The organism is Pseudoalteromonas sp. AOP31-A2-14, from assembly GCF_052378035.1.
Classification (GTDB): Bacteria; Pseudomonadota; Gammaproteobacteria; order Enterobacterales; family Alteromonadaceae; genus Pseudoalteromonas.
In genome coordinates, this window is the sequence record NZ_JBQSXI010000002.1 from 467170 (window position 1) to 481274 (window position 14105).

A 14105-nucleotide genomic window follows, 5' to 3' on the forward strand; every position below is an offset into this window, starting at 1 on the left:
ATTAGATGGCCAGCTGTTATAATTCGGCCATTTTCTCGCCAAAGGAAATTGCTTTAATGAAATATAAACAGCTGACACAAGAAGAAAGATACCAGATTTACGCGTTAATAAAAGCAGGAAATAACCAAAAGCAGATAGCTGAAGAACTAACTCGTTCACCGTCATCTATTTCTAGAGAGCTAAAACGCAATAAAGGACTTAAAGGCTATCGGCCTAACCAAGCCAATAACTTTGCTGAACAAAGACGTAAGTCATCTTTCAAAGCAAGTAAGTTAACAGAGGACGTCACTCACTGGATTAATAAATTGTTGCATGACGGACTTTCCCCTGAGCAAGTGGCAGGCCGCTTAGCTTTAGAGAAACAGGTCGTTTTACATCATGAAACAATTTATCAATATATTTACAGAGACAAGGCTCGTGGTGGCAAGCTACATAAGACACTCACTCGTGCATGTAAAAAGTATAAAAAACGCTATGGAAGCTATGATAAACGTGGACAGATAGTTAATCGAGTCAGCATTGATGAACGCCCAAGTATTGTGGATTCAAAGTCTAGGATTGGTGATTGGGAGGGCGATACAGTGATAGGTAAAGGGCGTAAAAATGCGCTTGTCACAATGGTTGAACGTAAAACGTTATATACAGTCGTTCACAGAATTGAAAGCAAGCATGCGAAAATAACAGCCGATGCGCTGATCACGTGTATGACACCATATAAAGGTAAGGTTATTACCGTGACGTTAGATAATGGAAAAGAGTTTGCTCACCATGAGCATGTTGCACAAAAATTAGAAGCTGATGTGTATTTCGCTCATCCCTATTCATCATGGGAGCGGGGCATAAATGAGAATACCAACGGCTTACTTAGACGCTTCTTCCCCAAGGGAACTGACTTTATGGCGCTAAGTGAAGCAGAGATACAGGCGGCAGTTGATAAGCTCAACCATCGGCCAAGAAAAACAAGAGGGTATAAAACCCCTCATGAATTATTTACGGGGCAATCAGAAGTTCTGGTGGCTGCATAATGATTGCACTTAATACTTGAATTCAAGGACCAATTTAGGCACTATATTAGCAATTAATGGCGCGGCACTTTTACAAGCTCTAAACCTAACAGGGCCTGAGGTATTTGTACTGTTTATAATAATGTGTGCCTTAGTAAACCTAAGTTTAGGATCGTCATCAGCACAATGGGCAGTGACTGCACCTATTTTCGTTCCTATGCTCATGCTAATTGGTTATGCACCAGAAACTATTCAAGCAGCTTATCGTATTGGTGATTCAGTAACGAACCTTATCACCCCAATGATGAGTTATTTTGGACTTATACTCGCTGTTGCAACAAAGTATAAAAAGAATATGGGCATTGGTACCTTAGTCGCGACTATGCTGCCATACAGTATGATCTTTTTTGTAGGCTGGGTGGTGCTCTTTTATTTATGGGTTTTCGTATTTGGCTTCCCAGTAGGCCCCGGTTCGCCGATTTATTATACACCTTAAATATATCATTATAAATTTGAGCGCCCGCCTAGAGGGTGCTCATTTTTAACATCTCAAAACGTAACACAAATACGCTTACTCTATTTAATACGACTCTTTCACGCTTAACAATATACTTTATCTGATTTATGTCCATTCACCCTCACCCTTCAGCTTTATGCTTAAAGCCATCACATGTATCGCCATAGTTAGTTAATAATATGGGTTTTATAAAAGAATCTCATTAGATAATACGTTTGCCGTTAATTTAGGACTAACGCAAAATTTAGATGTCTTGAATTCAAGTATTAAGTGCAATCATTATGCAGCCACCAGAACTTCTGATTGCCCCGTAAATAATTCATGAGGGGTTTTATACCCTCTTGTTTTTCTTGGCCGATGGTTGAGCTTATCAACTGCCGCCTGTATCTCTGCTTCACTTAGCGCCATAAAGTCAGTTCCCTTGGGGAAGAAGCGTCTAAGTAAGCCGTTGGTATTCTCATTTATGCCCCGCTCCCATGATGAATAGGGATGAGCGAAATACACATCAGCTTCTAATTTTTGTGCAACATGCTCATGGTGAGCAAACTCTTTTCCATTATCTAACGTCACGGTAATAACCTTACCTTTATATGGTGTCATACACGTGATCAGCGCATCGGCTGTTATTTTCGCATGCTTGCTTTCAATTCTGTGAACGACTGTATATAACGTTTTACGTTCAACCATTGTGACAAGCGCATTTTTACGCCCTTTACCTATCACTGTATCGCCCTCCCAATCACCAATCCTAGACTTTGAATCCACAATACTTGGGCGTTCATCAATGCTGACTCGATTAACTATCTGTCCACGTTTATCATAGCTTCCATAGCGTTTTTTATACTTTTTACATGCACGAGTGAGTGTCTTATGTAGCTTGCCACCACGAGCCTTGTCTCTGTAAATATATTGATAAATTGTTTCATGATGTAAAACGACCTGTTTCTCTAAAGCTAAGCGGCCTGCCACTTGCTCAGGGGAAAGTCCGTCATGCAACAATTTATTAATCCAGTGAGTGACGTCCTCTGTTAACTTACTTGCTTTGAAAGATGACTTACGTCTTTGTTCAGCAAAGTTATTGGCTTGGTTAGGCCGATAGCCTTTAAGTCCTTTATTGCGTTTTAGCTCTCTAGAAATAGATGACGGTGAACGAGTTAGTTCTTCAGCTATCTGCTTTTGGTTATTTCCTGCTTTTATTAACGCGTAAATCTGGTATCTTTCTTCTTGTGTCAGCTGTTTATATTTCATTAAAGCAATTTCCTTTGGCGAGAAAATGGCCGAATTATAACAGCTGGCCATCTAATCTGAGAAATTGCACTTATTATCCGAATTTAGGTGTAATTAGGACGAAGATTAATGTCACGATTAATTTTAAAATAATTAATCGTTTAATTAGATTACATTTAAAACAACTTAAATAAGGCAGGGATTACTTAAATTTCAATTAGTTTTAGTTTATTAGCAACACCATTCCAGCTGTCGGCATCTATTGGGGCTAGTTTTATTTGCGTGATCCGCGGCCAAAGTAATGCTAGCTCTGCGTTTAATTCAGTAAAGTTTTTTTGCCCATCAGGCAATTCACCTTCTTGATAAATCGCTTCTGCAGGGCATTCGGGTACACATAAACCACAATCAATACAATCGATAGGACTAATTGCCAAAAAGTTGGGGCCTTCGTAAAACGCATCGGTTGGGCAAACAGCTACACAATCGGTGTACTTACATTTAATACAGTTTTCAGTAACGACAAAAGCCATTTTTTTATATGCTCAAAATTACGAAGTAAACGAAGGCGAATAATACCCAACCGCCACAAAAATACAATAAATAATCACTGCCATCACAGCTTAATTTAACGTAATATGCTCAATCTTGTGAGCGATTTAATTAATTATTCGCTAAGACACTTAATTGAGATCCCACTATGATACGTTTAACAGAAATAAAGCTTCCTCTTGATCATGATGAACAAGCACTTGAACAAGCTATAATCAGTAAGTTAGGAGTAGAAAAAACACAACTACATAGCTTTAATATCTTTAAACGTGGTTACGATGCCCGTAAAAAAACGGCCATATTACTTATTTATACCTTAGATATTGAAATTGATAATGAAGCCGCATTACTTGTTCAGTTTAGTACAGATCAACACGTCAAACTCGCACCAGATACAAGTTATAAATTTGTCGGCCAAGCACCTATAAACTTAACAGAACGCCCAGTGGTTATTGGCTTTGGTCCGTGTGGGTTATTTGCAGGGCTTGTACTTGCTCAAATGGGGTTTAATCCCATTATATTAGAGCGCGGTAAAGAAGTGCGCGAGCGCACTAAAGATACCTTTGGTTTTTGGCGTAAACGCGCCTTAAACACCGAATCTAACGTGCAGTTTGGAGAAGGTGGTGCGGGTACTTTCTCCGACGGAAAACTATACAGCCAAGTCAAAGATCCCAAGCACTATGGTCGTAAAGTGATCACAGAGTTTGTTAAAGCAGGTGCTCCTGATGAAATTCGCTATGTAAGTAAACCCCACATTGGCACTTTTAAACTAGTGACCATGATTGAGAAAATGCGTGCGCATATTGTAGAGCTCGGTGGTGAAATCCGTTTTAGCACTCGAGTTGACGATATTTTACTTGAAAATGGTCAAGTTACAGGGTTACAGCTTTCTAGCGGTGAGCAGCTCAATACCAAACACGTAATATTAGCAGTTGGCCACAGCGCCCGTGATACATTCCAAATGGTTCACAACAAGGGTATTTATGTAGAAGCAAAACCATTTTCTGTTGGTTTTAGAATTGAACACAAACAATCAATGATTGATGAATGTCGTTTTGGGCCTAATACGGGTAACCCGATTCTAGGCTCTGCCGATTATAAACTCGCTCATCATTGTGATAACGGCCGTACAGTTTACAGTTTTTGTATGTGTCCAGGCGGTACTGTCGTAGCAGCCACATCTGAAGAAGGCCGAGTAGTAACCAATGGAATGAGCCAGTACTCACGTAGTGAACGTAACGCCAACAGCGCGATTGTGGTAGGGATTTCCCCTGATGAAGATTTCCCTGGTGATCCACTTGCTGGTATAGAGTTACAACGTAAATTAGAAGAGCAGGCCTACGCACTTGGCGGTAGTAATTACGACGCACCTGCGCAGCTTATCGGTGACTTCTTAAAGGGTAAAGATTCGAGTGAATTAGGTGATGTAAAACCGTCATACACGCCAGGCATTAAATTAACGGATTTATCGAAAGTATTACCACGTTTTGCTATTGACGCAATCCGTGAAGCAATCCCTGCGTTTAATAAAAAAATCCGCGGTTTTTCAACTAACGATGGTTTATTAACTGGAGTAGAAACCCGTACTTCATCACCTATTTGTATCAAGCGCGATAAGAGTATGCAAAGCATTAACACTCAAGGTTTATACCCTGCAGGTGAAGGCGCGGGTTACGCAGGTGGCATTTTATCTGCTGGGATTGATGGCATAAAAGCCGCGGAAGCACTAGCTTTGTCCATGATTGAAAAGAGTAGATAATTAACCTGAGATCTGTTTAAGCGATAACTAATGCATTGAGCTCTACGTCAGTTAAATTAAGGTGTGGCTTATTTTCTTTTAAGCAATAAGCCACCAATCCAGCCACTAAATTCAACATAAAACCGTTCATACTCCGATGTCTCGAATGTTCAATGAAGGATATGTTCTTGAGTTGGTCATTAATTGTCTCGATTATAAAGCGCTTTGAAAGCATCGCTCTATCCCATAGTGACATCGCTTTTGCCTTCATATTTTTGCGAACAGTCGTAATAAGCTTTACACCTTTATCAAGTAAGTCCGTTTCTAAAGCTTTACTTAAATATCCTTTGTCACCATACAGTTTATCTGTCAGGCAGCTCGCTAATTCACGCACTGGCTGCGTATCATGCACATTACCTGTTGTCACTTTTGCAGCAACAATCTCACCATGATGATTAACAATTAAATGCAGTTTGAAGCCATAAAACCAACCCATCGTTCCTTTGCCTCGCTGGGCTATTCCATCAAAGGTTTTATGCCTAGGAATACGAATATTATGGCACACCTTGATACATGTAGAGTCAATGAATTCAACACCTGTGGGTTTACCTTTAAGTGAAGTAAAATAGGCACACATCGGCACAAGTACCCTCGGCATAACGGCTAAAAATCGCGTGTAACTGAGCAAGTTAGGAAATTCACTTTTGTACATAAGTGAAACATAGCCAAGATAGTAATTTTTAAAATCACGGTGATGCGACATATGGAAACTAATGACAATAGTCATAATTTCACTGGTCGTCATACGTCCTGCTCGCTGACGTTTTTGGGTACCATCTTCGAGTAATTGTTTTTCCCATTGAGGTATAAATACTTTGCAAAAATCATCGACATCGCAAAACAATTCAACTAATTTAATCATGCCTGTTCCTTGTCTATCCAATCGTTCTTGGTCGAAAGATCGGATCTCGGAACAGGCATTTAGTTCAATTTCTTAAACGAGATTCAGGTTAATTAACGTTATATAAAAAAGCCTCATATTATGAAGTGACCCCCAATAGTTGGACAGTCCAATTACTGGGGGTCTTTTTATGTCCAAACATCATCGAGCTTTTAAGCTCAAAGTAGCTGAGTTCGCTTTATCTGAAAGCTCTCCGGCGATAGGTAATAGATTTAATGTTACACAAAGGCAGGTCCGATATTGGACCGCTGTTTATCGAATTCATGGCGCTGAAAGCTTCAGGTCTGTTCACAAACCTTATTCTCAAGCATTTAAGATAGAAGTGTTAAAATCGATGGCAGCTAACAGTTGGTCACTCAGCTATACCAGTGCGTTCTTCGATTTATCGTCCCCAGGTATTCTTTTTCAATGGCAAAAGCTTTATGCTCGCGATGGTATATCCCGTCTCCAACCACAGAAAAAAGGTAGGCCAACCATGACAAATAATTCTTCTTCATCAAAACCAGTAGAGCAAATGACTGAGGAGGAGTTACGAGAAGAGTTAGCATACTTACGAGCAGAGAATGATGTGCTAAAAAAGTTAGAAGCCTTGGCTCAAGCCAGAAAGAAAAAAGCAAAGACAAGACGATAGTCGTCGAAGAGTTCAAGGCAAAACATAGCTTACGACATCTATTAAAGGCCACGGGGTTGGCGAAGAGTGTCTACTATTATCATCGAACTACATGTGAGCAGCCCTGCGCCAACAGTGATTTACTCGTAAAAATACGTGATATCTATCACACGCATAAAGGGCGATATGGCTATCGCAGAATTACGAGTGCCCTAAGAAAAATGGGGGTACTCGTTAATCATAAGCGCGTTCAACGTCTAATGAATGAGTTAGGCCTTAAGTCAAAAGTAAGGCCTAAGCGCTATAAATCTTACAAAGGTGAAGTGGGTAAAATCGCAGAAAATACGCTTAACCGCGAGTTTACTGCGCAGAAGCCTAATCAAAAATGGGTAACGGATGTGACGGAGTTTAAAGTGGATAATGAGAAGGTATATCTATCGCCTATGATTGACTTATTCAACCAAGAGATAATCAGTTACGAAGTAAGAAAATCCGTTGCGCTTCCCTTGGTAACTGACATGCTTAAAACCGCAACGGCTAAGTTGAAGCCGAACGAGAAGCCGATAGTACACTCAGACCAAGGATGGCAATATCAAAACAAGCAATATCAAAAGCACCTTAAAGAAAAAGGGTTAAAACAAAGTATGTCTAGAAAAGGAAACTGTTTAGATAACGCTGTTGCTGAAAATTTCTTTGCCATACTGAAAAGCGAGATGTATCACAACGAAACGTTCAAGGACGCGAATGAACTCATTGAAAACATCAAAGAATATATCCACTATTATAACAATGAGCGTATTAAGCTGAAACTAAAAGGCCTGAGTCCGATACAATATCGAAATCAGGCCTTGGCTGCCGCTTAGAAATGAGTCCAACTTTATGGGGTCACTTCATTATATTATGGGGCTTTTTTATACTACATTAATTAGCAAAAGTGATAGATAACAATGATAAAAATAACCCGTACTCTTGCTCACATTCTTTATCTACTGGTATTAGCTTGCACACAGTTCAATGCAATGGCGCAACCACTGCCAACCACTATCGCTGATATTCAACAACAGTACAAAGATGGTTCGTTAACTGCGGTTCAATTAACTAAAGCGCATATAGCAAATATAAAACAATTAAACCCGCAGTATAACGCTGTTATTGCCATCGACCCCTCAGCACTTAAACAAGCTAAACAACATGATGACCTGCAAACTCAAGGAAAGTGGGCTGGACCTCTACATGGTATAACCGTGTTATTAAAAGACAATATTGAAACGATTGGCCCCGTTGCGACTACCGCAGGTTCCCTCGCCCTTAAAAATAATATCACCAATAGAGATGCTACCGTGGTTAAAAAGCTACGTGAAGCCGGTGCGATTATTTTAGGTAAAACGAACTTAAGTGAATGGGCAAATTTTCGTTCGTCTTATTCGTCACCTGGCTGGAGTAGTATTGCAGGACAAACCAATAATGCGATCGATAGCAGTCGCAATCCGTGTGGTTCAAGTGCAGGCTCTGCGGTAGCCCTAGCACTTAACTTTGCTACAGTCACTCTCGGCACAGAAACTGATGGGTCAATCATCTGCCCTGCATCTGTAAACGGAGTTTATGCGATAAAACCTAGTATGGGGCAAGTATCGCGCGAAGGCATAGTACCACTTTCTAAGAGTCAAGACACGATAGGCCCAATGGCACATAGTTTAGAAGATGCTTTAGCTACACTTGAAGTTATTCAAGGCATAGATAAAAAAGATGCAACTACAAAAGACTATAAGCTCAGCAATAAAACGATTGAGGCCAAAAACAAGCTACGTATTGGCGTTTTAGCCCCTGATCGTTTTACTATCGAAACTCAGCAGTTATTTCAGCGCCAACTCAAAACACTAAAGCGCGCAGGCCATACAATAACCCCTGTTAGTATTGAGGGTGATCTAAATACCTTATTTATTGATGAATACTTTGTGCTTTTGTATGAATTTAAAGCAGATATAAATGCCTATTTAAACAATACGCCTACCGGAGTAAAAGTAACAAATTTAGCAGAGCTTATAGCTTTTAATGACAAGTATAAGCAACAGGTTATGCCACATTTTGGCCAAGACATTCTTATTCAGTCAGAGGCAATACGCCTTAACGCTGATAAGAATAAATACCTAAAAGCTAAGTCACGCTATAAACAATTAGCGCTAACAATGCTTAATAAAGCCTATACTAATATTGATGTCCTCATTGCCCCAAGCACATCTGAAGCTTGGAAAACAGATTTGATCAATGACGATAAACTTAAAGGCAGTACTAGCAGCACACTATCTGCGATTGCAGGCACTACCCATATAACTTTGCCGCTTGGTGAAGTAAATGGTTTACCGGTGGGGTTGAGCATATTAGCGGCACCCAACAAAGAGCAACATGCTTATACGTATGCTAAACAAATCAATCAGGCATTAAAAAGCCCGCTTAGTGGGCTTATAAAATAGTATCAGGTCGTTATTTCTTTAACGTTAACTTTTCGCCTTTTAGCGATTTACGCACATTAGAAATACGTGAGCGATTTTTAGCTCGCGCTTCACCCGTTGCTTGACCAGAAGGCTTATTAGAGTGACTACGGCGTAAGTGTGACGGTTTTTTACCGATTTTATCAATCAATACTTCACGATTACTCACTTCATAACCTGGCAAATATTCACGCTTAATTTTTTGGCCAATTAAAGTTTCAATTTCAAATAACATGTTTTCTTCTTCGCGGCTTACAAATGAAATTGCTTGGCCTTGTTTACCTGCACGGCCAGTACGACCAATACGGTGTACGTAATCTTCAGCAAGCCATGGTAAATCAATATTAACAACACGTGGTAAGTCATCGATATCAATACCGCGGGCTGCAACTTCAGTTGCCACTAACACACGTACTTTACCCGCTTTAAAATCACTTAATGCGCGGCGACGATTACCTTGAGTTTTATCGCCATGGCAAACACCGGCAGGAATACCATCAAGGTTTAGCTCTTTTACTAGCTCATCGGCGGTTTCTTTCATGTTTACAAACACTAGCACTTGCTGCCAATTTTTTTTACCTACAAGCTCAGATAATAACTCTTGTTTACGGCGTGCTTCCACAGGATAAACTACGTGATTCACAGTCGCGGCAGTACTGTTAGTTTGGTCAACACGCACGATTTCAGGCTGCTTTAATACTTTGCTTGCAAACTGTTTTATTGCTGATGGGAAAGTCGCCGAGAATAATAATATTTGACGCTCTTGTGCACAACTTTTTATTACACTTTGCATATCTGTGATAAAGCCCATATCAAGCATACGGTCAGCTTCATCAAGCACTAAGTGTGCAACCTGAGCAAGGCTTAAGTTACCTAAACGAATATGATCAAGTAAACGCCCAGGCGTAGCAACGACAATATCAACACCTTCTTTTAAGCCATTTTCTTGGCCTGCTAGACTTACACCACCAAATAAACACACAGTTTTAAGTTCTGTATACTTAGCGTAATCTTTAACGTTATTAGCAATTTGCTCCGCTAATTCGCGAGTAGGTGCCAATATTAATGCACGTGGAGCATTAGTAGCTGTATGCGTTACTTCTGAAAGCTTTTGAATAAGCGGTAACGAAAACGCCGCGGTTTTGCCAGTACCTGTTTGTGCACTAGCAAGTACATCTTTGCCTTTACGAACGGCAGGAATTGCACCGCGTTGAATGGGCGTAAGGGTGTGATAGTTAAGTTCATCTAACGCCTGGATAAGTTCAGGGGCAAAACTAAAAGATTTAAAATTCATGCTGTATAACCTTAGGCCACATAATCAAGGGTCGCAAATTATACAGCATCAACTAGTAAAGGGTTAGTTATAATTTCACTAAAGTGCCTTTTAATGCAACGCCTGCCATCAGCATCCCTGCACCACACTCATATTCGGTGCTACTAACAAACTCACGTTTTTTATAATAAGACTGAATATTTACAACTGCATTCATACCTTCTTTAACTGCGCGCTCCTGCAGCGCTTTTAACGCGCTTAGCATCACCCACTCACATGCTTCTTGATCACTTTTATTAAATGCGTTGGTTTTTTTATTAGTGATCACTTCACCATATTTACTACTATGAGCAGAGTAAGTTTGATCAGCAAAATACAAAGGAATATCCAATAACGCATTTTTTGCTTTCGTTGTTTCAAGTAATGACTGAATTGGGTATTTACCAATATCATCGCGCGCTTCAACCGCGGTTACTGTTAGTGTTGCTATGACTAAAAGTAAGCTCGTAATAAATTTCATGTTAATTTCCTTGTTGTGTATAAAATTTCCAAGCAACACCAAGGCCTAACGACACATTGCTGTTTTGTTTAACCAATGGGCTATGTTGCTGTTTACTATCTGCTAAGTGGTGATATTTAATAAAACCACCTAACCAATACTTTTTGCTATCAAGGTTTAGACCTATAGATAAGTCCGAACCTGAATACCCCGATCTGCTACTAAATTCACTACGTATTTCACTGCTATTTATCTGCGTTATACCATAATAATAATTCAAATAGCGGCTATCGGCAAAATTTGCATTTATGCTTATGCTTGTGGTTAATTGATATTTTTCATGGCTGATGAGCGGCGCTTCAAAGTAAATATTTGGACCATATCGCCAACCTGCATTAGTCACTGAGCCAAAATCAGTTGCTATGGCTTTTCGGGTAAATAAGCCAACATAAAAGTGCTTTGCCGTTTTAGGTGACCCTAAAAAGTAATAATTTAGTGAAGGTCCTAATTCAAATACCCAATCTAAGTCATCCATTCCCTGGCGGGCACGGTTATCTTTACTATCGACCGCTAAACTAGCCCCTGCTGATATATCTAAATGTAAATTATTGCTTTGCCATAAATAACCCGTAAAGCTATTTCGGTCTATATCTAGTTCATCACTTTGATAGCGAATATAGGGCATGGGTAAGATGTATTGTTCACTTTGCTCTGCGCCTAAATAATGCGGAATATCAGCCATGAACACACCACCACCAACTTCCAATTTAGATGCCGCAAAGGTGCTCGCGCAGCTAAAAATGAGCAAAGTGAATACCCAATATATTTTATTCACCCTGATAGCGCTTAAAAATAAGCGAAGTATTAATGCCACCAAAAGCAAAATTATTACTCATCACATAATTAGTACTGATTTCACGTCCTTGCTCTGTGATGTAATCAAGTGGGGCACAGTCACTGTCAATATCTGTCAGATTAATAGTGGGTGCAAACCAGTTATCGTTCATCATATTTATACTTGCCCATGCTTCAATTGCACCGCACGCACCTAAGGTGTGACCTAAGTAGCTTTTTAGAGAACTGATTGGTTTTGCACCTAGTGCATTATACGTTGCATGTGATTCAGCAATATCGCCACGATCCGTTGAGGTGCCATGAGCATTTACATAACCAATTTGATCTGCCGATAAGTTAGCATCTTGCAATGCCATTTCAATCGCTACCTGCATGGTCGCCGAAGTAGGTTGTGTAACATGTTGACCATCAGAATTACAACCAAAACCTACAACTTCAGCCAAGATCGTTGCACCGCGTGCTTTAGCGTGTTCATATTCTTCTAAAATTAAAGTGCCTGCCCCCTCGCCAATAACTAACCCATCGCGGCTTTTATCAAATGGACGAGGTGTTTTTTTAGGCGTGTCATTTTGTGTGCTCGTTGCATATAGTGTATCAAATACAGCGGCTTCAGTAACACATAGCTCTTCGGCGCCTCCTGCAACCATCAACTTTTGACGACTGAACTTAATTGCTTCATATGCATAGCCAATACCTTGCGAACCTGACGTACACGCAGAACTAGTTGTGATAACACGTCCTTTTAAGCCAAAGAAAACACCTACATTTACAGGAGCTGTATGGGCCATCATTTGAATATAACTAGTTGCTGTCACGCCATTCATGGAGCCTGAATCCATCATCCGTCCAAATGATACTAACGGCTCTGTTGAACCAATTGATGAACCATAAGACACCCCTGTTGTGCCGTCAGTTAATGCGGGGTGTTCTAAAAGAGACGCTTGCTCAAGCGCTTGCTCTGTGGCAACCGTAGACATCATAGACACTCGTCCCATTGAACGCACTTTTTTACGCGAGTAATGTGCAGGACGGCTAAAGTTATCAACTGGGGCTCCAAGATTAGTATTTAAGTTATCAATGTATTCCCAGTTTTGCATGCGTTTGACGGCGTTTTCACCTTTTATTAATGCCGATTTAAAATCGGCCCAATTGTCGCCTAATGCAGTGATTGACGCCATACCCGTTACAACTACACGTTTCATTAAGCCATCCCACCATTAACTTGTAGGACCTGTCGCGTGATATAACTGGCACCATCAGACATTAAAAAAGCCACTGCAGCAGCAACCTCTTCTGCGTTACCCATTCGGTTAGCAGGGATCATTTTAGTCATTTCTGCAATAGGTAGATCATCAGTCATACCGGTATCTATTAAACCTGGCGCAACACAATTTACCGTGATTTTTCGTTTAGCAAGCTCAACAGCAAGTGCTTTTGATGCGCCAATTACGCCAGCTTTAGATGCGCTATAATTGACTTGTCCGCGATTGCCCGCCACGCCAGAAACAGACGACATGGCAACTATTCGACCACCTTTACGAGTACGTACCATAGGCATAACAAGTGGGTGGAGTACATTATAAAAACCATCTAAATTGGTATGAATGACACTGTCCCACTCATCATCAGTCATCGCAGGAAAGGCTGTGTCTGCTGTAATGCCAGCATTACAAACAACCCCATAAAAAGCACCGTTATTCTCAACGTATTCATCTAAAATAGCTTTAGCGCTGGCTCTATCAGCAACATCAAATTGTAAAATATCAACATTAACACCTAGAGCCGCTATTTCTTGTTGTACTTGCTGAGCAGCTTCTAAACCTGAGCGACAATGTAAACTGATATCAAAACCATCTTTTGCTAACTGCAAAGCAACTGCTTTTCCGAGCCCTTTACTTGAACCGGTTACTAATACACGTTTTGACATTACATTTGCTCCGCTAAAAATTGTTCTGGGTTTTCAGGTTGAAATACATTTATTTTAGCTTCAACTAAAATTTTATCGGCTTGTTGAATTACGCAACCGAATGCACTTAAGCCATTTGCTTCGCTATAAAGCTTTTCTACTTTTATGGTTAGTTTACTGTTCAATAAAAATTCGTTGTTGTACATTTTATATTTACGACTACTAACTAAAAAACCAATTTCTACTTTGGCACCGCTATCAATGTGATTTGCATTGGCGTACGCGGCAATGGTTTGTGCCATATATTCAATACCAACATAGCTTGGCACGCTTTTAGTATCAGCGTCATAAAAGTTGCTCTGTGGTGAAATAGTTACTGAGCAACAACCATTATTTTCATCGTAACTATCTAAGCTATCGATTAAAATCATGGGTGCAGTATGAGGTAGAATAGTTTCAATTGGGTACACAGACATA

Annotated in this window: 14 protein-coding genes and 1 pseudogene; 6 read left to right on the forward strand and 9 right to left on the reverse strand. The window is 40.1% G+C overall.

Translation table 11 applies throughout. The features are described 5' to 3' along the window. Positions 1 to 56: 56 nt before the first annotated feature. Complete coding sequence (locus tag ACT3S9_RS17935) at positions 57 to 1025, forward strand: IS30 family transposase (RefSeq protein ID WP_086959932.1); 969 nt, start codon at positions 57 to 59, stop codon at positions 1023 to 1025. A 28-nt stretch (positions 1026 to 1053) separates the two neighbouring features. Then, positions 1054 to 1500 (forward strand): annotated as a pseudogene (locus ACT3S9_RS17940) (AbgT family transporter); the annotation flags it as partial. 300 nt (positions 1501 to 1800) lie between these two features. Here ACT3S9_RS17940 and ACT3S9_RS17945 read toward each other — a convergent pair. Then, positions 1801 to 2769, reverse strand: a complete 969-nt coding sequence (locus ACT3S9_RS17945; RefSeq protein ID WP_086959932.1) for an IS30 family transposase — start codon at positions 2767 to 2769, stop codon at positions 1801 to 1803. Between the two features lie 185 nt (positions 2770 to 2954). After that, a complete protein-coding gene (gene fdxA, locus ACT3S9_RS17950) occupies positions 2955 to 3278 on the reverse strand; it encodes a ferredoxin FdxA (RefSeq protein ID WP_441836622.1) in 324 nt (107 codons plus the stop codon). Between the two features lie 167 nt (positions 3279 to 3445). On the opposite strand from fdxA, the gene ACT3S9_RS17955 reads away from it, so the two are divergent. After that, positions 3446 to 5056, forward strand: a complete 1611-nt coding sequence (locus tag ACT3S9_RS17955) for an NAD(P)/FAD-dependent oxidoreductase (protein WP_441836621.1) — start codon at positions 3446 to 3448, stop codon at positions 5054 to 5056. Positions 5057 to 5072: 16 nt separating this feature from the next. Here the strand turns inward: ACT3S9_RS17955 and ACT3S9_RS17960 are convergent, their stop codons facing one another. After that, a complete protein-coding gene (locus ACT3S9_RS17960; protein WP_193039152.1) occupies positions 5073 to 5957 on the reverse strand; it encodes an IS982 family transposase in 885 nt (294 codons plus the stop codon). Between the two features lie 169 nt (positions 5958 to 6126). Here ACT3S9_RS17960 and ACT3S9_RS17965 point away from each other — a divergent pair, with 169 nt between their 5' ends. The 3 genes from ACT3S9_RS17965 (at position 6127) to ACT3S9_RS17975 (ending at position 9077) form a co-directional block, all read left to right on the forward strand. After that, positions 6127 to 6627: a transposase gene (locus tag ACT3S9_RS17965; protein WP_444750572.1), complete on the forward strand. Its 501-nt coding sequence runs from the start codon at positions 6127 to 6129 to the stop codon at positions 6625 to 6627. Further along, a complete protein-coding gene (locus ACT3S9_RS17970; protein WP_444511517.1) occupies positions 6624 to 7469 on the forward strand; it encodes an IS3 family transposase in 846 nt (281 codons plus the stop codon). The genes ACT3S9_RS17965 and ACT3S9_RS17970 overlap by 4 nt, the downstream gene beginning before the upstream one ends. Positions 7470 to 7553: 84 nt before the next feature. Beyond that, positions 7554 to 9077 carry an amidase family protein gene (locus ACT3S9_RS17975; RefSeq protein WP_441834584.1) on the forward strand — a complete coding sequence of 508 codons (1524 nt, stop codon included), beginning with the start codon at positions 7554 to 7556 and terminating at the stop codon, positions 9075 to 9077. A gap of 10 nt (positions 9078 to 9087) precedes the next feature. On the opposite strand, the gene ACT3S9_RS17980 is transcribed toward ACT3S9_RS17975, so the two are convergent. The 6 genes from ACT3S9_RS17980 to ACT3S9_RS18005 form a co-directional block, all read right to left on the reverse strand. Further along, complete coding sequence (locus ACT3S9_RS17980) at positions 9088 to 10389, reverse strand: DEAD/DEAH box helicase (protein ID WP_441834583.1); 1302 nt, start codon at positions 10387 to 10389, stop codon at positions 9088 to 9090. A 67-nt stretch (positions 10390 to 10456) separates the two neighbouring features. After that, complete coding sequence (locus ACT3S9_RS17985; protein ID WP_441834582.1) at positions 10457 to 10888, reverse strand: excinuclease ABC subunit A; 432 nt, start codon at positions 10886 to 10888, stop codon at positions 10457 to 10459. Position 10889: 1 nt separating this feature from the next. Then, positions 10890 to 11702 carry a MipA/OmpV family protein gene (locus ACT3S9_RS17990; RefSeq protein WP_441834581.1) on the reverse strand — a complete coding sequence of 271 codons (813 nt, stop codon included), beginning with the start codon at positions 11700 to 11702 and terminating at the stop codon, positions 10890 to 10892. Then, a complete protein-coding gene (locus tag ACT3S9_RS17995; protein WP_441834580.1) occupies positions 11695 to 12924 on the reverse strand; it encodes a beta-ketoacyl-ACP synthase in 1230 nt (409 codons plus the stop codon). Before ACT3S9_RS17995 ends, ACT3S9_RS17990 begins: the two co-directional genes overlap by 8 nt. Then, complete coding sequence (gene fabG, locus ACT3S9_RS18000; protein WP_441834579.1) at positions 12924 to 13649, reverse strand: 3-oxoacyl-ACP reductase FabG; 726 nt, start codon at positions 13647 to 13649, stop codon at positions 12924 to 12926. The genes ACT3S9_RS17995 and fabG overlap by 1 nt, the downstream gene beginning before the upstream one ends. Next, positions 13649 to 14104 (reverse strand): ApeP family dehydratase, encoded by a 456-nt coding sequence (locus ACT3S9_RS18005; RefSeq protein WP_441834578.1) that lies wholly within the window; start codon positions 14102 to 14104, stop codon positions 13649 to 13651. Before ACT3S9_RS18005 ends, fabG begins: the two co-directional genes overlap by 1 nt. Between the last annotated feature and the right edge of the window lies 1 nt (position 14105).